Origin of the sequence: Polaribacter sp. SA4-12, assembly GCF_002163675.1 — a bacterium.
In the GTDB taxonomy this organism is placed as follows: domain Bacteria; phylum Bacteroidota; class Bacteroidia; order Flavobacteriales; family Flavobacteriaceae; genus Polaribacter.
Map to the genome: position 1 here is coordinate 2,179,378 of NZ_CP019334.1, position 18,899 is coordinate 2,198,276.

At 27.2% G+C, this 18,899-nt stretch carries 25 protein-coding genes; 22 read left to right on the plus strand and 3 right to left on the minus strand.

What is annotated here, in order from left to right:
• From BTO07_RS09425 to BTO07_RS09495, 15 genes are all read left to right on the plus strand, one after another.
• Entirely contained in the window at positions 1 to 999 is a 999-nt protein-coding gene (locus BTO07_RS09425; protein WP_087520987.1) for a PorP/SprF family type IX secretion system membrane protein, read from the plus strand.
• A 20-nt stretch (positions 1,000 to 1,019) separates the two neighbouring features.
• Complete coding sequence (locus BTO07_RS09430; protein WP_087520988.1) at positions 1,020 to 1,946, plus strand: endonuclease/exonuclease/phosphatase family protein; 927 nt, start codon at positions 1,020 to 1,022, stop codon at positions 1,944 to 1,946.
• A 274-nt stretch (positions 1,947 to 2,220) separates the two neighbouring features.
• Positions 2,221 to 3,378: a site-specific tyrosine recombinase/integron integrase gene (gene xerA / locus BTO07_RS09435; protein ID WP_087522598.1), complete on the plus strand. Its 1,158-nt coding sequence runs from the start codon at positions 2,221 to 2,223 to the stop codon at positions 3,376 to 3,378.
• 92 nt (positions 3,379 to 3,470) lie between these two features.
• Positions 3,471 to 3,959 carry a hypothetical protein gene (locus BTO07_RS09440; RefSeq protein WP_087520989.1) on the plus strand — a complete coding sequence of 163 codons (489 nt, stop codon included), beginning with the start codon at positions 3,471 to 3,473 and terminating at the stop codon, positions 3,957 to 3,959.
• A 17-nt stretch (positions 3,960 to 3,976) separates the two neighbouring features.
• On the plus strand, positions 3,977 to 4,324 hold the full coding sequence (locus BTO07_RS09445; RefSeq protein WP_087520990.1) for a hypothetical protein: 348 nt from the start codon (positions 3,977 to 3,979) through the stop codon (positions 4,322 to 4,324).
• 163 nt (positions 4,325 to 4,487) lie between these two features.
• Positions 4,488 to 5,141, plus strand: a complete 654-nt coding sequence (locus tag BTO07_RS09450) for a hypothetical protein (protein ID WP_087520991.1) — start codon at positions 4,488 to 4,490, stop codon at positions 5,139 to 5,141.
• Complete coding sequence (locus BTO07_RS09455) at positions 5,117 to 5,599, plus strand: hypothetical protein (protein WP_087520992.1); 483 nt, start codon at positions 5,117 to 5,119, stop codon at positions 5,597 to 5,599. The genes BTO07_RS09450 and BTO07_RS09455 overlap by 25 nt, the downstream gene beginning before the upstream one ends.
• 186 nt (positions 5,600 to 5,785) lie before the next feature.
• Positions 5,786 to 6,532: an HNH endonuclease gene (locus BTO07_RS09460; protein WP_087520993.1), complete on the plus strand. Its 747-nt coding sequence runs from the start codon at positions 5,786 to 5,788 to the stop codon at positions 6,530 to 6,532.
• Positions 6,533 to 6,683: 151 nt separating this feature from the next.
• Positions 6,684 to 7,178: a hypothetical protein gene (locus tag BTO07_RS09465; RefSeq protein WP_087520994.1), complete on the plus strand. Its 495-nt coding sequence runs from the start codon at positions 6,684 to 6,686 to the stop codon at positions 7,176 to 7,178.
• A gap of 155 nt (positions 7,179 to 7,333) precedes the next feature.
• Entirely contained in the window at positions 7,334 to 8,341 is a 1,008-nt protein-coding gene (locus BTO07_RS09470; RefSeq protein WP_087520995.1) for a hypothetical protein, read from the plus strand.
• A 156-nt stretch (positions 8,342 to 8,497) separates the two neighbouring features.
• On the plus strand, positions 8,498 to 9,556 hold the full coding sequence (locus tag BTO07_RS09475) for an SIR2 family protein (RefSeq protein ID WP_087520996.1): 1,059 nt from the start codon (positions 8,498 to 8,500) through the stop codon (positions 9,554 to 9,556).
• A 141-nt stretch (positions 9,557 to 9,697) separates the two neighbouring features.
• Positions 9,698 to 10,573, plus strand: coding sequence for a hypothetical protein (locus BTO07_RS09480; RefSeq protein WP_232457002.1), 876 nt, complete (start codon positions 9,698 to 9,700; stop codon positions 10,571 to 10,573).
• 163 nt (positions 10,574 to 10,736) lie between these two features.
• The gene (locus BTO07_RS09485; protein ID WP_087520997.1) at positions 10,737 to 11,411 is read left to right on the plus strand and encodes a hypothetical protein; all 675 of its coding nucleotides are present in this window, start codon (positions 10,737 to 10,739) and stop codon (positions 11,409 to 11,411) included.
• A gap of 194 nt (positions 11,412 to 11,605) precedes the next feature.
• Positions 11,606 to 12,028, plus strand: a complete 423-nt coding sequence (locus BTO07_RS09490) for a lipocalin family protein (protein ID WP_087520998.1) — start codon at positions 11,606 to 11,608, stop codon at positions 12,026 to 12,028.
• 6 nt (positions 12,029 to 12,034) lie between these two features.
• Positions 12,035 to 12,373, plus strand: a complete 339-nt coding sequence (locus tag BTO07_RS09495; protein WP_087520999.1) for a hypothetical protein — start codon at positions 12,035 to 12,037, stop codon at positions 12,371 to 12,373.
• Positions 12,374 to 12,591: 218 nt separating this feature from the next.
• Here the strand turns inward: BTO07_RS09495 and BTO07_RS17320 are convergent, their stop codons facing one another.
• Positions 12,592 to 12,756: a hypothetical protein gene (locus BTO07_RS17320; RefSeq protein WP_157663317.1), complete on the minus strand. Its 165-nt coding sequence runs from the start codon at positions 12,754 to 12,756 to the stop codon at positions 12,592 to 12,594.
• Positions 12,757 to 12,786: 30 nt separating this feature from the next.
• On the opposite strand from BTO07_RS17320, the gene BTO07_RS17325 reads away from it, so the two are divergent.
• Positions 12,787 to 12,936 (plus strand): hypothetical protein, encoded by a 150-nt coding sequence (locus tag BTO07_RS17325; RefSeq protein WP_157663318.1) that lies wholly within the window; start codon positions 12,787 to 12,789, stop codon positions 12,934 to 12,936.
• Here BTO07_RS17325 and BTO07_RS17630 read toward each other — a convergent pair.
• Positions 12,929 to 13,060: a hypothetical protein gene (locus BTO07_RS17630; RefSeq protein ID WP_257789744.1), complete on the minus strand. Its 132-nt coding sequence runs from the start codon at positions 13,058 to 13,060 to the stop codon at positions 12,929 to 12,931. The genes BTO07_RS17325 and BTO07_RS17630 overlap by 8 nt on opposite strands.
• Before the next feature lie 205 nt (positions 13,061 to 13,265).
• Between BTO07_RS17630 and BTO07_RS09505 the strand changes: the two genes are divergently transcribed.
• The 4 genes from BTO07_RS09505 to BTO07_RS09520 all read left to right on the plus strand — a co-directional run bounded on the left by BTO07_RS09505 (position 13,266) and on the right by BTO07_RS09520 (position 15,945).
• The gene (locus BTO07_RS09505) at positions 13,266 to 13,625 is read left to right on the plus strand and encodes a hypothetical protein (RefSeq protein ID WP_087521001.1); all 360 of its coding nucleotides are present in this window, start codon (positions 13,266 to 13,268) and stop codon (positions 13,623 to 13,625) included.
• Between the two features lie 180 nt (positions 13,626 to 13,805).
• A complete protein-coding gene (locus BTO07_RS09510) occupies positions 13,806 to 14,231 on the plus strand; it encodes a hypothetical protein (RefSeq protein ID WP_087521002.1) in 426 nt (141 codons plus the stop codon).
• 237 nt (positions 14,232 to 14,468) lie between these two features.
• Positions 14,469 to 15,212 carry a hypothetical protein gene (locus BTO07_RS09515; protein ID WP_087521003.1) on the plus strand — a complete coding sequence of 248 codons (744 nt, stop codon included), beginning with the start codon at positions 14,469 to 14,471 and terminating at the stop codon, positions 15,210 to 15,212.
• Between the two features lie 157 nt (positions 15,213 to 15,369).
• Complete coding sequence (locus BTO07_RS09520) at positions 15,370 to 15,945, plus strand: HNH endonuclease (RefSeq protein ID WP_087521004.1); 576 nt, start codon at positions 15,370 to 15,372, stop codon at positions 15,943 to 15,945.
• On the opposite strand, the gene BTO07_RS09525 is transcribed toward BTO07_RS09520, so the two are convergent.
• Positions 15,906 to 16,184, minus strand: a complete 279-nt coding sequence (locus BTO07_RS09525) for a hypothetical protein (protein WP_087521005.1) — start codon at positions 16,182 to 16,184, stop codon at positions 15,906 to 15,908. The two genes, BTO07_RS09520 and BTO07_RS09525, sit on opposite strands and share 40 nt — an antisense overlap.
• A 188-nt stretch (positions 16,185 to 16,372) precedes the next feature.
• Between BTO07_RS09525 and BTO07_RS09530 the strand changes: the two genes are divergently transcribed.
• On the plus strand, positions 16,373 to 18,202 hold the full coding sequence (locus tag BTO07_RS09530; RefSeq protein WP_087521006.1) for an AIPR family protein: 1,830 nt from the start codon (positions 16,373 to 16,375) through the stop codon (positions 18,200 to 18,202).
• Positions 18,203 to 18,451: 249 nt separating this feature from the next.
• The gene (locus BTO07_RS09535; protein WP_087521007.1) at positions 18,452 to 18,886 is read left to right on the plus strand and encodes a hypothetical protein; all 435 of its coding nucleotides are present in this window, start codon (positions 18,452 to 18,454) and stop codon (positions 18,884 to 18,886) included.
• Positions 18,887 to 18,899: the final 13 nt, after the last annotated feature.

Here is an 18,899-nt window from a genome sequence, read left to right on the forward strand (position 1 = left end):
ATGAAGAAAATTATACTCCTCTTTTTTGTTTTTACAAGTTTAGCTAGTTATTCACAAGATGTAATTTTTTCGCAAGCTTTTTTAGTTCCAGAAACATTAAGCTCTTCATTTACTGGCGCAATTAGAAGTACAAAAGTTGGTTCTGTGTTTAGATCTCAATGGAGAAATAGTGCTTTTAAAACAACTTCTAATTATGCTTTTTTTGATACTTGGTTTGAAGGTTATAAAACAGGTCTTGGCGTTAGTTTCTTAAACCAAACTGAAACCCCTACATCTTATACTTTTAATCAAGTTAACTTAAATTTTGCCATGGCATTTCAAATAAGTGATACTTGGTTTTTTAGACCTAGTATTTCTGCAGGTTTTGGAATGAAGAATTACGGATTTCAAAACATTCTTTTAGAAGATCAAATTAATTTAAATAATAATTCTATAAACACCTCTACTTTAGATCCACTTTTATTAAAATCACAAAGAAATTTTTTCGACTTTAATTCTTCTATTTTATTTAATAATGAAGATACTTGGATTGGTTTAACAGTAAAACATTTGAATAAACCCAATATTTCTTTAACAGAAAACGGCAATGTACCCTTAGAGGTCTTTTGGTCTGTACATGCAAAATATTATTTGCCTTTTTTAGAAAACAACAGAACTTGGTTCGCAAGTAAAAGTAAAGTATATATACTTTCTAATTTTATGAAACAAGGGAGCTTTAACCGGTTAGATATTGGTGCGCAATATGTTTTTGAGGATCAGTTTTCTTTTGGATTGACTGCTGCTACATCACCAATAAAAAATAATGAAAATAATTCTTTAATAAGTTCTATAAGTACTTTTGCAGGTTTTAGATGGCAAGGGTTTAGGTTTGGTTATTCTTATGATTTTAGCACAACAAAACTCTTAAACACTGGTGGTATTCACGAGTTTTCTGTCTCTTATGATTTTGACATAAATATAAGAAAATTAGACAGGTATAAATGTGTTCCTTTCTTTTAATATTTATATAAACTCATACATTGAAATTCACTTCAAAAAAAACAGCATTCAAACAGATTCATCAGAAGATAGTTTTAATTGGTCTTTTCTTAATTTGTATTTCGATAAATTATAATGCATCTAGTATTCACAATAATAAAATAACTCTCTTTAATAACTTAAATTTAGTTTCTAAGACCTCCAACTTAAAAATATTAACTTGGAATATTCAAGATTTAGGACGCACTAAAAACAATGAAGAAATACGTTTTATTGCAAAGATTATAAACAATTTTGATGTTATTGCCATACAAGAAGTAGTTGCCAAAGATCCTAAAGGTGCTCAGGCAATCGCAAAAATTGTAAGTGAATTAAATAGACTTGGTAGTAAATGGGATTACAGTATAAGTAACCCTACCAAAAGCTCTTCTAGTTATAGTAGTGAACGATATGCATACATTTGGAAAACTTCTAAACTAAGCCTAAAAAACAAGCCTTTTTTAGACGCATCATTAGAAAAAGTAATTGAAAGAGAGCCTTATATTGCCAAATTTGAAATTAAAAAAACTAAAACTTCCTTTTATTTTATCAATATTCATGCACGTGTATATAATAGAAACCCTGAAATGGAGATTGTACATTTTAAAAAATATCCTAAAAAATTAAAAACAGAAAATATTTTTATTTTAGGTGATTTTAACTTGAATGAAAAACATAATGTATGGAATCCTTTATACAAAAAGGGATTTAAACCTGCCATTAAAAATACAGCAACAACTTTAAAACGAACATGTAAAAATGGGACTTACACGAATTACGCAATTGATAATATTTACTATAATTCTAATATTATTAAAAAAGAAAATTCTGGTATTGTAGATTTTATTGAAGAATGTAAGAACTTAACCAATGCTAGAATGATTTCTGACCATTTGCCAGTTTATTTAGAAATATCTTTGGTTGATTAAGTTAAAATATAAATTTTTGGGGTTAATTGCATAAAAGAACGAATTATGAGACACAATTCGTTCTTTTAATTAGCGTTAAACTTTGTAGCGAAAACTTGACTAGAACCAATAAAATTCAGATTATAAGTTCTAGTAAATCATCTATTTACCTCTTTTTTAAGGTTTAAAAGGTAAAATCGTTTACGATGATTCAATTTATTTAAAATAATACTTTTAATTTTATCAACCATTCATTTTTTTTCTATATATTTAAATGCTATTAAAAAGAAAAAAATTGATAAAACTTCCTGAAATATTTTTAGAACAAAAGGTTCATCGAAGAAAACCACAACTTCTTCTTAAGTTTGAATACAACGATACTCTTATAGGTTTATTAAGAAAAACTGAAGGAGCATTATGGAGTAGTACATTAAAATCTTGGTATATACCAGACTCAAAAGAGAATTTAGATATCATTTTAAATACTTTTAAAGATATTACGGCTATTAATACTAATAAGATTTCAAAAAAAGTAATTTTTAAAAGAAATCTAACAGAGGATCAGAAAAAACTATTAAATAATTTCTTCCTTTATCTAAGGGGAAAAAGATATAGCGAAAGTACTATACAGACTTATACCTTTTTTGTTGCAGATTTTGTTAATTTTCATACAGAAACTCCATTAACAGAACTTTCGAATAGAGATGTAGAACTTTTTATTGAAAAAGTGTTTTTAGAACGAAAATATTCAGTTAGTACTCAAAGGCAATTTATTAGTGCATTAAAAATATTTATCGTTTTTCATCCGCACACAAAAATTAATAACTTAATATTAGAAAGACCAAAAAAGAATAGAAAACTGCCTAATGTTTTATCACAAGAAGAAGTTTTATCTATTATTAGCGCTACACAGAACTTAAAACACAGAGCTATTATTGCTTTAATTTATTCTTGCGGGTTAAGAATTAGCGAACTAATTAATTTAAAATTAGTCGATTTTCATATTGAAAGAAAACAACTTATTGTAAAAAATGGAAAGGGAAGAAAAGATCGATATGTTAGTTTAGCAGATAGTTTTATTCCACTTTTATCTAACTATTACCATTCCTATAAACCAGTTACTTATTTTGTAGAAGGGCAAAAAAAAGGAAAATACACAGCAGAGAGTGTTCGACAATTTTTAAGAAAGAGTTGTGCAAAAGCGCAAATAAAAAGAACGGTTACACCACATACATTAAGGCATAGTTATGCTACTCATTTATTAGAAAACGGAGTTGACATTAGATATATACAATCATTATTAGGCCATGCAAAACCAGAAACAACAATGATTTACACACATGTGAAGCGAAAAGATTTAATGGAGATTCAAAACCCTTTAGATGTTGCTCTAAGAAAGATAAAAAGAATGGATAATGAAAAGGAAAAGTTTTTATTATCCGGGAGGATATAACCAAAATGCAATACTTTTGATTGCATATAACCAGTTGGGCATAATTTAAGAAACGATAAGTCTATTAAAGGAAATAACAGAAAGAAAAAAATATGAAAAATATAATTTTATTATTATTTACAATTTTAATTTACACGAATTCGGTTAAAAGTCAAAACAATCAAAATTTCAAAAACGACAATTGGGAACAAGAAATTAAAAGAGATGATTTTGGAGATTTCAAAAATTATTATTACACATACCTTGGAATAGATAAATTTAATGATGAAGATATTTTTATAAAAGTTGAAAAAGGAGCAATTGCAATATTTTCTGCAGAAAATTCTTCAACCTTTATTGGATTCAATAAATATGAAGAACCATACAATTTAAAAATTAAAAAAGGAAACAGTATTTATAATGCAAAAACTGGTTTTGTTAGCAAAACTGAAAAAAAACCATTACTTTTTGGAACGAGTTCAAACTTATACCGACTAATAACAAATGGAAATGGGCAAGCTTTATCTATCGTAATATATAATAACGAAGGAAAAAAAATCAACTCTTTTGATGTCTTTCCTTTTTCACCTATTTTTAAATAAAATTAGACTTTAAAATAATGAATGAAATAAATGAATTACCATATTATCCCAGATTTATTTTTAACATTTCAAATGGCAATTGTTTCTCAACTGCTGATTTGGAAGTTTTAAATAATATTAAAGAAAAAGGAAGAAAAGGTAAAATAAACAATTTCAAAAAAGGACAAATAATTTCTATTTCTGAAATAAATGAAAACGCCGAAAATATCGTTAAAACTTATAAAGTATTAGAAATAGAAATTGGTGAAATTAAATATGAAATAGATGAAAAAAAATATGGAATAAATTTAAACGACTGCGAAAATAGCGGAAAAGACAAAATTTGGTTAATGGAGATTTTTATAAAATTGGAATTGATAGAATAAAAACTATGCCCAACACCGTATAGTAAAAATTGCTAAATTAGTGCTTTACAAAACTAGTCGCATTTTTGTAAACGTCCATTTTCCTTCGGAAAATAGCCGTTCACTTAAAACGCAACTTTCAATATACAACCACGTTGGCAATAATTAACCAATAGAAATAAAAATGAGAAAAGATTTTTCAAAGATTAAACTTTATAAGAATTCTGAATTATACTCTAAAGAATGGGAAATATCCATAAAATTGGAGGCATTAACTGAAATGATTAAATATGATAATAAATCAATATTAAACATAAAGTCCAATTTTGAAATTTTTAAGAATAAAATAAAATCTCAAAGTATAGATAATAAAGAAATTGAACAAGCTGAAGATTATTTAATTGATAGAGAATTAATAGTTAAAGATTTAGAATCGCATAAAAGATATTCTTCTTGTTTATTAATATTCTCTGTTTTAGAAAATATCTTGTCAGATTTATGCAACAATCCGAATATTAATTATTTAAAACATAAAAATGAGTATAAAGGAAAAGATGATTTTGTTATTTACAAAAAATTACTGAAAGAAAAATATAGTATAAGTTTTAAAAATTCAGAACCTAACTTTACGAAAATTAAACAACAGAAAATAATAAGAAACTATATTGCTCATAAAGGAGGAATAGTAGATGAAAAAATTAAAAGTATAACTTTAAATAAAGAAGTATTAATTAAAGGAAACAAAATAGAGATAACTGAAAATTTCTTACTTTATTTAATGAAAGAAACAAAAGAATTACTAAAAAAAATATTATGGGAAATAGACAAAAAATTGTAAACACTTTTTATTCAATAATTTTCTTAACAATTATAGCATTGCTATATAGCTGTAGTTCAGAAGATGAAATTAGGGAAAAAAACAAATATGAAATTACAGTTGAAGTTGAATTTGAACAAATTGGTTTTATTTTAGAGTTAAGTTATATAAACGACTTAAAACAAAATAAACAAGTTTATCAGTTTCAAAATTCGACTAAAGACGACAAAATAAATGATATAAATACACACTATGAAGCTAATGAAAGAATTGGTGTATATCTTGGAAACTTATCAAATAACCCAACGAAAAAAATAAAAATTAAAATTAAAAATTTGACTACAAATAGAATTAAAGCTGAAACAATCATAACAAAACCATTAACCAAAGGAAATGATAGTGGATTTCTTTTTTTCTACTATAACATTAGAAAAGATAAAGTTATTGAAGTGTTTGGAAAAAACAGTGAATTTTTTTAAAAACTATTGCCAACACCGTGTAAAAAAAATTGCTGGTAAAAGCCTACTTACGAAAATCCTCGCGGATTTTCTTGGTTCGTGTTTTATTTACTAACTTAAGTGCTTAAACCACGCAACTTTCCTTACACAACAACGTTGTACACAATTCGAGGAAAATCCAAAAACCATTGAAATTCATCTAATAAAATGAGAAATTATAGAAAATCTTATCAGAATAAAAAGTGGTTTGATTTTTCTACAAAAGTAAAATTAAGAGATGGAAATAAATGTCTGAAATGCGGACGAAACGAATCTGAAGTTATTTTACAAACTCATCATAAAAATTACAAACCGAATTTTAAACCTTGGGACTATGCTTTAAGTGATTGCATAACTCTTTGTAAAGGCTGTCATTCAAGAGAACACGGATTAGTAGAACCTGATAGCGGATGGACTTTAATTTCAATTGGAGATTTGGGTGGTTTAGATGGAATTTGCGAAAGAAAAGGTTGCGGAAAAGAAATTAGATATGAACATTTAACTTATCATCCAGAATGGGGAGAAAAAATTGTTGGAAGCACTTGCATTGAATATTTGACAAGACAAGACCAATTTTTAAGTAATGAAGTTTTAAAAATTTTTAGAAAAATAAGTGATTTTATTAATAAATCTTATTGGGAAGAAAGTTTAACTAAAAAAGGAAATACATATTTATTCACTACACATTCTCACAGTCAAATTAGAATATATGGAAAAGAGAATTATTATTCTTTTCAAATTTTATTAAAAAACAAAGGAGAAAAGTGGTTTGTTTTTAAAGAATTTGTAAAAGTCAAAAAAGGAAAAAATTTAGAGCAAGTTAAAGAACTCGGATTTATAGTTTTGAAGGGTTTATTAACTGAAAATAAAAAAGAAAAAGAACTACTTCGGAATATTTATTCGAGAATACGTTGAAAAAAAGAACTGTGTACAACACCGTATAAACTTTATTGCTAATTATAGCTCACTTGGGAAATTCCTCCGGAATTTCGCCGTTCGTGTTTTATTTATTAAATTCACTGCTTAAACAACGCAACAAAGCTTATACAACAACGTTGTAACCAATATGAGAAAAACTGTAACTAAAAGAAAATGGAGGGTTAATTTGGTTGTTTCATACCAAAATCAAAAGATTGCGGAAATTAATAGAAATAGCGTTTCTGAATTTCTAAAAAACATATCCTCGATTTACAAACTTGACTATGCAATCTCTGAAAATTATCAATTCAATTATGATAAAGAATTTGAAATTGAGCATAGTAAAACGGAATGTGATATTTTCTATTTTCGCTCTAATAAAAATACTCGGATTAATGCAAAGGAATTGAGAACGACAATTGACAGTTTGTTTCCTTACACTTATGGAGCTTATTATGATGGAGTGGAATTTTTCACACAAATGACAAAGGCATTAAAGGAATATCCTTTTCCAAAAGAATTTTATAGACCTTTAAAATATCCTTATGTGGAATTTTATAATGGTTCGGAAATGAAGCTGATGATTCCTTATGAAAAAGTGATGGAAGTTATTGAAAAGGAACAAAATTTTACAATGAATTAAAAAAAAATACTGGTTACAACACCGTATAAAAATAATGCGGTAGTTAGTGCTTAATCAAAGGGCAGTGCGTTTTGCTAGCTTCTGATTTTCCTTCGGAAAATCCTCGCACACAAAACCGCACTATTCTTATACAATCACGTTACCCAACATAAAAAATGACAAACAGAGAAATTGAATCTGCCAAACTCTTTACTAAATGTAAAAAAAAGGGTATTTCAAGTATAGATATATGTTATCATCCAAAATGTACAGAAAAATCTATAAATTCTCATATACTTCAGAAAAATGGAATTTTATCAAAAATAGCTACAGATAGACATCTTTATGAATTAAAAATCAACAGTTTTAAAGAAACAAAAATGCAATTCAAAAGAACTGGAATCAATGATATTTTTTCTTTTAATTGTTTTTGTAAAAAACACGATACTGAATTATTTAAAAAAATAGAAAACAATAAAATTGATTTTGATGATTATGAATCTTGTTTACTTTTTACTTTAAGAACAATTTATAATGAAATTTGGAGAAAAGAAGTAAATATTAAAATGTTTGATTGTCTATTACAAGAAAACCCTTTTCAATTTAATAACCCCTACTTCCTTGAATATGTGAGGCAGGAAAAATTAGGTTTAAAGGACCTAAAACTTACAGAATCTGAAATATGGAAAGATCTTGACAAAGGCACAGAATCTTATGTTTTTGAAAATAGGAAAATGACTAAAATTGATTTATGTTTATCAGCATTTTACAACTATGAAACAACTGAGGAATTACATAAATATCGTATAAAATTCGGAAAAGATATGGAACGAGTTTCTGAAATATTTATTAATATATTTCCATATGAAGACAAATCAATTCTTTTATCCGGTTACAATAAAAAAAATGAATCAAAAGTAAAAGGTTATTTTAATACTTTCTTTAAAGAAAATGAGAAAAGAGTACAAAGAAAACTAACCAATTTAATGCTATTTCAATGTGAAACTTGGGTAGTTTCTGAATATTTATATAACACCAAAATAAAAGGAATTGAAAAAATCTTTGCTAATGGAGTTAAACTTTCTTGCAATAACCCAAATGAAAGACAAACTTTTGACTTAAATATCTACAAAGATAGTTTTAAGAAAGATTATGAAAAATGGAATAAAAAATACGTTGGGTAACACCGTATAAACTTTATTGCTGGTTTTGGCTCACTTGGGAAATTCCTTCGGAATTTCGCCGTTCGTGTTTTATTTATTAAATTCACTGCTTAAACAACGCAACAAAGCTTATACAACAACGTTGGGCACAATTTCAGAAAAACAAAAAAATTCAGAATGAAAGGAGAGTTGAGTTATATTTTTGGAATTAAGAAAGTTTTTGTAATCGGAGCCGGATTTTCGTTTCCTGCAGGAATGCCTCTAACAAATGGATTATTAATTTTAATTCATAAAAAGGCATCTGAAAAAGATTATTTTGACTCAAATGGCAAAGTCAAAATGGGACAAGCCGAAGTTCTATTAAATAAACTTCAATATTATTATCCAAAGGAAGACATTTCCCACGAAAAAATAATGAATGGAGAAATGAACCAAATTAACTTGGAAGAATTTCTTTCTTTTGTAGCTGCAGAATCTACATTTTTAAGTACAGGAGAAAAGTTTAACGAACACGGAAGTAAATTTTTAGCCTTTATGAAACAATGGCTTGGAGAAGTTATATATGAAGAACAATTAAAAATACTTAATAAAATTCCAGAGTTTTATAAAAGTTTCATAGAAAAAATAAAAGATTCTTTAATAATAACATTCAATTGGGATACTCTATTAGAACATCTGTTTGATTTTCAAAATATCAAATATAGAAATCAATTAAATTTAGATGATGATAACTTTAAAGAACGAAAAAAAAGTATTCCTTTATTAAAATTACACGGTTCAATTGATTGGTTTAGCTCGATAAAAGAGCAATCATCTACTAATAATTTTGAAAGTTTAGGTTACGGTTTTGAAAAAATCAATAAGTATAAAGGAAATTTAAAAAATCAATATAACAAATATAAATCTCCTTGGATAATTATTCCAAATTATGACAAACTCAACCAATTAAAGGATTACGGAGAACTTTGGGAAACTCCTGAAAGATATTTCGATGATAAGTTGGAAATTATTTTCATTGGATTTAGCTTTAGAAAAGATGATTTTCACACAAGAGCATTTATGTACCCAAAGCTTGTAAGAGGATCAAAAACTGGACAATACAATGTTAAAGTTGTAGATTTTGCTGAAAATGAAACTTCAGAAAAAAACATTAGAGATAGATTTGACGGAATCGAAAACTGTCAATTTTGGTATAATGGATTTAGTGAAGAATCTTTGAATTTTATATTTGATTAAACAACTGTGCCCAACACCTCATATAATTTATGCTTACATTCGAACTAACATTAACGACAAACATTCAACAAACGATTTGCTACGTCCGAAAAATCTCCGATTTTCCAGCCGCACAAATCATATAAAAACTCGTTGTGTGTAATGCAAGAAAACACTTTGGATAAAATATCAAAATTGGCAGGAATGAATTCAAAACTGATTGAAATGGCTAAAATTGCCGACAGATTTGCGTTGCCCGAAAGTGTCCAGCGAATGATTGACACACAAAATAAATTCAAAGCCTTACTTCCAAAAATAGAAATACCAACTTATAATTTTCCAAAGTTTGATATTCCAGAGTTTAAGCCATTTCTAAATTCTGAACTACTTGAGAGTTTAAGGAAAATTGGAAATATTGGCGAACGATTAAAAAACAATCCTGAATTACAATTTGGATTTATAACTGACCTTGAAATTCTGAATTTAAAATCAGCAGAAGAATTTAAAGAAAGTTTAGTTACCAATTTGACTGATGAAGATATAAAAGACAAAGAAGAAATTTTAACCGAAAATCTTGTGCCATATTTGGAAGAACTTGGACTTGAAAATCTATGGTATGGAGCTAATCACGCACTAGAAAACGACTCAAATCCTGATCGATTAAGACATTGCTTAATTTCTTTACGCACAATTTTAGAATATTTAATTGATGACATTCTCGCACCAATTGAGAAATTGAAAGATGCGGAAATGTTTGAGAAAGAGTTTAAGAAATATAAAAACGGAAAACAAAAACTAATTCACATACGAATTAAAAGAGAGCAGAAAATTGAGTTTTTTACATCTCAATTTGAATATGGAATGTTGGAAGATTTTACCAAAAATGAGATAAAATATGTTTGTGACTGCTATTCGATTTTATGCAATGTTCATCAACCAAATGTAGGAATTACAGAAAATCAAGTTAGAAGTTTAAAAGTAAAAACAGGAATTACGATTTGGTTATTAGCATATTTAAATGAGGTAATTAATGAATAAAGCACTACACACAACAATGTATAACCGCAATTACGGCGGATTCGACTACGTCCGAATCCACTCGGAATTGCTAACGTCAGTTCTTAACCGAAAATTATTAACTTTAAAACCGTAACTGACGGTTATACGAGACCGTTGTGGCACATTAAAAAAAAATTGAACTTTGTTTAAGAAATTTAAGAAATCAATAGAAAAAGAAATTGCTGAATTAGCCGATGAAATTCTGAATTCCAATTGGTTAAATAAAATTGAGCAAACAAAAACTGAAAGTTCGGGAATATTAGATGGTAAAAATATTATTTCAGAATATTTAGAACATCGAGAATATGAATTAGCTTATAAGCAACTTGAATATATTATAACTGAATGTGAAATAGAATTAAATATTGAACTGAATTACAAATTGGAAAAAGTTGCGAAAAGAATGAATATTGAACCAATTAAATTTCCAATTAACGAAAAAGGAACTGAATTTTTATTTCTTTGTAAAAATGTTTATTTAAATTCAATTCATCCTTTTGACTTTGAAAAAAGAGAACTAAATGAATACAAGGAAATTATTGAATTAGGCAAATACATTTTAAACAAAAGAGGAATTCAGAAATTTTTAGAGTTTTTAATAGAATCTCAATATCGTGTTTCGATTTGGGCGTCAATGATTACAATAGAATATGGAAAACCAAAACAAGATGAAATTCTGAATTTGAGCGGAACGAAAACAATAATTAATTCTTGTTTGGAAAATATAATGAAAGACGAAATCAATTTATTATCTGCTAAAATAATTAAAAATAAGGAAAAGTGGAAAGAGAAAAACGTGCCACAACACCGTGTATGAAAAATTGCTATATTTAGCTAAAATTAAAACTTGTTGCTTTTTTGCCAACTTCTGAATTTCGTGCCGAAATTCCTCGTTCACAAAAATCGCAACTTTCCATAACACAACAACGTTGGCAAAAATATAAACAGTAGAGAGATAAGAATAATGGAGAAAGGAAGTGAAAATTAACGAAAAAAGGAAAAACAAAAATTATGAAAAAAGTGAAATTATTTAGTTTAGTGTTATTATCAATTATAACTTTTTCTTGCAGCAGCAATGACGAAGATGTATTTAGTAATATTGAAGGAACTTGGAAACCAGTAAAACAAGCCGATACTTGTCCTAATGGAGATAACGACATTGGAGAATCAGGTACTTGCGAACTTTTGAATAGAATAACTTTTGAATCAGAAGGAATATTCACAGAAACAGCATACGAAAGGTATAAAGGTAATTGCGAATTTGATTATACGAAAAATTCAACTTGGGATATATCTAATGATAAATTAATTATTAACGGGTTTGGTACTTTTGATTATTATGAAATATCAGGAAATGTTCTTAAAATAGGAAATAAAGATAATAGTTTTTGTGAAGGAGGTCTTTCATATACGGAATACACCAGAGTAAATTAAAGAAATATGAATACAAAAGAGAACTACAATGAATGTCTTGCTAATTTAGTAGGAAAGTGGACTACAGAAGATGATAAGTATAATTATATATTTCAGATATTCCCATATACAGAAGATGGTGCGGAAACTGATATGTATCAATTACATTTTATTGAAAATTCAACAGGGAAATTGATGTTTGGATTTTATAAAATATCAATAGAAAATGGGAGTTGTTACATTGATTTTTTGAACACAAAACATAAGGTACTGAGTATTGAAAGGTCAATAAAAATACCGACTATGAAATTAGAAGATAAGCACGGGAATATTACTATTTATCAGGGTAGGGAAAGCGTTTTTTAGCATCTAAAGACATACCTTTCATTTCCTCAACGAAAGCATCAGTTTCTTTAGTTGTTCTATTTTTACGTAATATAAATTTATTACAGATAGGCTGAATAACTGTGTCGTAATAATTACGAAATGCAAGGTATTCTTCCGTTGGTTTTTTGAATATTAAATAATTAAGGTTTGACATAACACAATTATATTTGAAAGATTTAAAAGGTATTTATATTTAATTAATCTATAGTAATCTCATAACCAACAATGTATTTTGAATCTAATTTGTGGCAAGTAAATTTATCTACGAAAGGAAATGTTTTTTGAATTTCTTTAAATTCTTTATTTAATAAAGAAACTCTTTCAGATAACTCATTTAGTTGTTTTTTTGAAAATTTTGACATAAAAAGGAATAATTAATAATAAAAATAAATATGGCTGAATTAACTAAAATTAAAAGTGAAATAAATTCTATAAACGAAAAATTACTATCTGTAAATTCATCAGTAATGAATATGGAAGAAAAAATATATGAACTGAATGAAAAAATAGATTTAATTATTAAATTACTTAGATCTAAATAATTAATTCAGATTTTAATTCCATTTTAGTTTTATGTAATAACATTTCCGCATCTGAATAAGAAAGATATTTTAAAGCTTTTTTAATTTTAGATTTTCTTTTTTTATCGGAAATTGATTTTGACATAATATTAGGAATTAAAATACTGTTGCCAACACCGTATAATATTAATTGCTACTTTTAGCTTATCTATAATAGACATAGCTTATCGTGTAGATGTTGAACTATTTATATTCTATTTACCTTATATAATTAGCAACTAATGTTATACAAACACGTTGGCAAACATAAAAAATAAGGAAACTGAAAGAATAATAATGAATTTATAGTTGTGAAAAAAAAGAAGAAAAAAGATGGAAATATTATCAAATATTTTACTGAAAAATGGAGTCTCTTTCTATTTTTAGGAATTGTCTTGTATTTTTTGTTTGGAATAGTTTTGAAAGGAAACTTGAAGAGTTATCTATTAAATAAAAAATCTGAAACGACAAAAGCTGTAATTGTAAATGAAGAGAATTACTGGGGAAACAGTCCTGTTTCACAAAAATTCTCATTTTCTTACGAATTCATTGTTGAAGGTGAAAAATATCGGGAAGACTCAAAAAATGAAAAGTTAAAAATCGGAGATAGTGTTTGGGTTGAATATGTAAGTTCATATCCGAAATTTAGCAGAATAAAGAATGAAAAATAAATGGTGGAAAAATAACGATTTGCCAACACCGTGTAGTAAAAATTGCTTAATTTTAGCTTAACCAAAAGTTATTGCTTTTTTACTCACTTCTATTTTCCTGCGGAAAATAGCCGTTCACAAAAATCGCAACTTTTATTACACAAACACGTTGCCAACCATTTACCAATCACACTCTGAAAAATGACATTATTCGTAGATAAAATAGAAAAATATGATTTAGGAGGTTTTACGACTGACTTAAAAAAGGCTGAATATATTTTAGCAACACACGGTTTGAGTTTTGAAAAAATATTGAACGGAACACCAAAAACGACTGAATTACCTTCTGGAATGTTTTCTGCTGGAAAATATGTAGTTACGTTTAACATTAGTTGGGATTTAAAAAATGTGAATATTGGATTAATAAATTATCAAACGGATTTAGATAAATATTTTGACGTGTTTGCGGATTCAATGTCGCCTAAAGCAGTTGCAGGATTCCATAAATTCCGAGAAAAGATAAAAGCAAAAGACCAATCCGAATTGAATAAAATCGAACTTTCCGATAACGATTCAGATTTCGGAATAGCTTATGGAAATTATATTGAGTATCGCAATCGTCAATAAATAATATTTCTGGAGTTTTAAGTTGTTTGAATTTTGACATAATATTTGAATTTAAAATTAACAATCTGAATAAAAAACGGTTGGCAACACCGTATATAATTTATTGCTGGCTTTTTGCCTACTTGCGAAAGTCCTCGCGGACTTTCTTTGTCCGTAATTATTTACTAAATTTGTTGCTTGAAACACGCAACAAACCATATACATCAACGTTGCCACACATAAAAAAACTGAACGAAAATGTTCTGGAATAAAAGAAAAAAATTACCAATTACAGAAGAAGACAAAGTTTGGATTGATGAAGATTTAAAATGGTTAAAAGCTGAATTAGGAGAAGAACATTTTATGGAAATTCAAACTGTGAAACCAACGAAAGAATTTTACAACAGGAATTTCGATAAAACAGAAAAAGATGCTGAATTCATTTTAGAACGAACAATGGAATTAATGAGCATCAAAGACGTAGAAATAAAACTTGACTTTTTTTCAGACGGAATTGTAGAATCCGAAAATGGAACAATTTTAACAACACCTGCTGATATAAATGGAGAATGGGAAAGTGCTGCTGGAATTTACAAAAAGAATGAAAACGGAATTATAATTTCAATTGAAACTCAACAATTAAAAGATCCTATTTCATTAATTGCAACAATTTCTCACGAATTGTCTCACCAGATATTATTAGGAGAAAATCGAATTGAGGAAAATGATGAATTTTTAACTGACTTAACCGCCATAAGTTATGGTTTTGGAATTTTTATAGGAAATTCAAGATTTAATTTTTCACAATTTTCAACAAATGGAGGATTTGGATGGCAATCAAGTGGAATTGGATATTTACCTGAACAAATAATAGCTTATTCAATGGCTTGGTTATCTAATGAGCGAAATGAAAATACGGAATATTCAAACTTTTTGAAACCATCAATAAAAAAGTATTTTAAAAATAGTTATGAATATTTGAAAAATGAAAAACCTGAATAATTACGTGTGGCAACACCGTATAAACTTTATTGCTGGCTTTTTGCCTACTTGCGAAAGTCTTCGCGGACTTTCTTGGTCAGTAATTATTTACTAACTTTACTGCTAAACCCACGCAACAAAGCTTATACAACAACGTTGGCTGTAATATACCAAAACTATGGAGGAATGTGAAAAATGCGAAAGTAGAAACATAAGTGTGCTAAAAAGTTATGACTATCATAATATTTACGAATGCCAAAATTGTCATTTTTGGAATTTTGCAGAATTGAATGATTGTTGTAGAGATTCATATAAAATTTATGTTATTGATAGAAAAAATGAAAGTTTATATTTTATTAGGGAACAATGTTTGAATTGTGGCGCTTGTAAAAACAAGAATAAGCCGTTAAGTAAAAAGAAATATTTTCATCTAGTTGAAAATGAGCTGAATTTAGAACGAGATAAGGAATACAAAGAGAATTTTCAATTTGAAAAAAGTTCTTTGTCTGAATCCTTTTATAATTCAAGAAAAGGAAAATATAATGAATACTTACTTTCTGAAAAATGGAAAACCAAACGAAACGAAGTGTTGAAAAGAGATAATTCATTGTGTAGAGTTTGTAAAGAAAAAAAAGCCGAAGATGTACATCATTTAACATATGAGAATTTATTTAATGAAAAATTAGAAGATTTAATAAGTGTTTGCCGAAAGTGTCATTTAGAAATACATTTTCCTTCATCATCAAATCTGTGATATTTTTTAGGAAATGAAATATTTAATTTAAAATTATAATTATCAGTTTCAACTTTAATTTTTGAAAAATCATTATCAAAAGCCATTTGCAACCAAAACTGAAATTCACTTGAAAGAACTGTTAATTTTGCGTGAATTATATGATCTTGTGCTTCTGTTGAAAATTTGTAAAAATCTTTAAGTCTTGAATTAGGATTATTTAAAAAGTCAGTATAATCTTGAATATCTTTTTTATGCATAATAATAAAAATTTTAAAATTGAAAAAAATACTACAGCCAACACCGTATAAACTTTATTGCTGGCAAATAGCTTACTTACGAAAGTCCTCGTGGACTTTCTTGGTTCTTAATTATTTACTAACTTTACTGCAAAACCAACACAACAAAGCTTATACAACAACGTTGTGCATAATACAAAAAAAATGAAATGAAGAACGAAATTTTCTATGATATAATTGATCAAGGAATCGATGAATTATCAGATACCTTTAAAAAGAATGAACATCTAAAAAAACAAGATAAAAATGGAAAAAAATCGTTTTCTTTTCTTCTTTGGTTTTTAAATAGATATTTACCAAATAATGACCTTTCTGACTTTGAAAATTTAATTACAGAAGGTAATGATGACTCTTCTTGCGATTTAATATTCACTAACAAAGATCAATTAGGAAAAGAAATATATTATGTTGTTCAAGCTAAATGGTTTGCAAAAAGCAACATAAACAAAGCAAAAGAAATAACTAAAGAAGTAAAAGCTTGTTTAAGTGATTTTAGATTAATCCTATCTGGAAAAAAAGAATCTGAACATAACGAAAATTTTAATGTTCAATACAGGAAATTTATTGACCACAAAAAGAACAATGGTAAAGTCAAATTTGTTTTTTTAGCTCTATGTAATGGAGATATTGATATTAATGAACATATTAATGATTTTAAATCACCCTTGGTTTCTTTTGAATTTATTGATTTCTTTAAACTAAAACAACAATTTGTTGAAATAGAATATAAAGGGGTAAAAACTCACAATCCAATTGAAACACCATATATACCAAAATCTGAATTCAATTTGGAGTTTGAAAAAGAACAAGTAATTTCAATTGAGAAACCACATCCATCAAATATATTTTTAGTTAAGCCAAAGGAAATTTACAATCTTTTTGATAAATACGGACAATCTTTATTTTACAAAAACATTAGAAACCCTCTTCCAAACTCAATGTTTAATGAAGGCATTAAGAATACTATCTTAACCGAATCTGTGAATTTCTGGTACTTTAACAATGGAATCACAGCAATAACCGATAAAATAGAATATTTTCATAAAGATTCCACTAATGTAAAAATTAAAGGAATTCAAGTCATAAATGGTGCTCAAACCGTTTTTAGTATTTATGAAGCATATAAAAATGCAAGTGATAATGAAAGGGAAAAAATGGATGAATATGGACTAATTACCTTAAGAACAGTTACAACTGGTGGAGATAATTTTGATCTTAAAGTAACTCGATATACCAATTCTCAAAACCCTATAAGTGAAAGAGATTTCCATTCAAATGATGAAGTTCAAAAAAGATTACAATTTGATTTTCTAAAACACTCAAATGTCTGGTATGAAACAAGAAGAGGAGAATTTAGAAAAAAAATTAAAGGAATTTCAAAATTAACAAATGAAGCTTTAGGTCAAAACTATTTAGCATATTTCATTAATGATCCTTTTAATGCAAAACAGAGCAAAAAGCTAATATTTGTTAGTGAAAAATTAAAACCAAACGGTCTTTATGAATTAATTTTTAATAAAGACACAAAATATGATGATATGCTTATTTCGTATCATTTAAACCTTTTAGTAGACAGAAAAAGAAAAGCAATTAAAAAGGAAATAGATGGAATTGATACTACTGTAAAGTTAACAAGTGATCAAGAATCAACTTTAGAATATGACTTTATTCAGTACGCAAATTTTGAAATAATGGCTCTTTTTAAGTTGCTTTTTTATAAAACAAATGAAGATAATTTAAAAGCTATTAACGGTAAAGTAATAAGTTACTTCGAAAAAAATACAATAGAAAAAATTGACAAAGGCTATATATTTATAACAAAGTTTATACTTGAAAATTTAAAAGAAAGAAAAAAATTAAATTCAAAAATTGTTAACTCTGTTATATTTAAAAGTAAGGATTTTTATCCATCTATGAGTAAATCCTTTTCGGAAAAATTGAAAATCGAAAAAGGAATTATAGTTGAATTAAAATTGTAAAAGTACTATGCACAACACCGTATATAATTTATTGCTGGCTTCTTGCCTACTTACGAAAGTCCTCGCGGACTTTCTTGGTCAGTAATTATTTACTAAATTAGTTGCTTGAAACACGCAACAAACTATATACAACAACGTTGGCTGTAATTTAAAAGTCCGTTAACTAAACAAGAGGATAGGTTTACTCATTAAGACTTTTCTATAAAAAACAACTGAATTAAATTGGAATTGAATTTTAAACAATAAGCTTTGAAAATAATAATACTTCTGATTTTTTTACTCAATTGCGGAATCGGATTCGCGCAAAATGAATTTCCAAGTGGTCAAAAAAATGAGACCTTTAGCTCTTACGATAAAGATTGGGAATTTTTCGAACTAGATGAACCAATCGAAGCTCGAATATTAATGCATTTACCATCTTCGGGACTATGTGGAAATTTGGCATTTGCATCTGTATCAATAGTACAAACTAAAGACGAAAAAATATTTAGAATATTAGATTTGTGTAACACCAAAGATATTCCTGAAAACAAAATCGTGAAAATTATTCCAACGAAAAAACCTGAATTTTCTGTTCTATTACCTGCTCGAAATTTTATTAATCCAAAAACAGGAAAAGTTGAGCAGTTTGAATTGGATAAAAAAACTTTGAAAACAACTTATGGACACATTGAAACCGAATAAAAACTACAGCCAA

Coding starts and splice junctions, on each gene's coding strand:
- BTO07_RS09465 (WP_087520994.1), top strand. CDS start 6,684: ATGAGAAAAACTGTAACTAAAAGAAAATGGAGGGTTAATTTGGTTGTT.
- BTO07_RS09470 (WP_087520995.1), top strand. CDS start 7,334: ATGACAAACAGAGAAATTGAATCTGCCAAACTCTTTACTAAATGTAAA.
- BTO07_RS17630 (WP_257789744.1), bottom strand. CDS start 13,060: ATGTCAAAATCAATTTCCGATAAAAAAAGAAAATCTAAAATTAAAAAA.
- BTO07_RS09425 (WP_087520987.1), top strand. CDS start 1: ATGAAGAAAATTATACTCCTCTTTTTTGTTTTTACAAGTTTAGCTAGT.
- BTO07_RS09445 (WP_087520990.1), top strand. CDS start 3,977: ATGAATGAAATAAATGAATTACCATATTATCCCAGATTTATTTTTAAC.
- BTO07_RS09510 (WP_087521002.1), top strand. CDS start 13,806: ATGACATTATTCGTAGATAAAATAGAAAAATATGATTTAGGAGGTTTT.
- BTO07_RS09525 (WP_087521005.1), bottom strand. CDS start 16,184: ATGCATAAAAAAGATATTCAAGATTATACTGACTTTTTAAATAATCCT.
- BTO07_RS09515 (WP_087521003.1), top strand. CDS start 14,469: ATGTTCTGGAATAAAAGAAAAAAATTACCAATTACAGAAGAAGACAAA.
- BTO07_RS09530 (WP_087521006.1), top strand. CDS start 16,373: ATGAAGAACGAAATTTTCTATGATATAATTGATCAAGGAATCGATGAA.
- BTO07_RS09460 (WP_087520993.1), top strand. CDS start 5,786: ATGAGAAATTATAGAAAATCTTATCAGAATAAAAAGTGGTTTGATTTT.
- BTO07_RS09475 (WP_087520996.1), top strand. CDS start 8,498: ATGAAAGGAGAGTTGAGTTATATTTTTGGAATTAAGAAAGTTTTTGTA.
- BTO07_RS09520 (WP_087521004.1), top strand. CDS start 15,370: ATGGAGGAATGTGAAAAATGCGAAAGTAGAAACATAAGTGTGCTAAAA.
- BTO07_RS09490 (WP_087520998.1), top strand. CDS start 11,606: ATGAAAAAAGTGAAATTATTTAGTTTAGTGTTATTATCAATTATAACT.
- BTO07_RS09480 (WP_232457002.1), top strand. CDS start 9,698: ATGCAAGAAAACACTTTGGATAAAATATCAAAATTGGCAGGAATGAAT.
- BTO07_RS17325 (WP_157663318.1), top strand. CDS start 12,787: ATGGCTGAATTAACTAAAATTAAAAGTGAAATAAATTCTATAAACGAA.
- BTO07_RS09450 (WP_087520991.1), top strand. CDS start 4,488: ATGAGAAAAGATTTTTCAAAGATTAAACTTTATAAGAATTCTGAATTA.
- BTO07_RS17320 (WP_157663317.1), bottom strand. CDS start 12,756: ATGTCAAAATTTTCAAAAAAACAACTAAATGAGTTATCTGAAAGAGTT.
- BTO07_RS09495 (WP_087520999.1), top strand. CDS start 12,035: ATGAATACAAAAGAGAACTACAATGAATGTCTTGCTAATTTAGTAGGA.
- BTO07_RS09440 (WP_087520989.1), top strand. CDS start 3,471: ATGAAAAATATAATTTTATTATTATTTACAATTTTAATTTACACGAAT.
- BTO07_RS09455 (WP_087520992.1), top strand. CDS start 5,117: ATGGGAAATAGACAAAAAATTGTAAACACTTTTTATTCAATAATTTTC.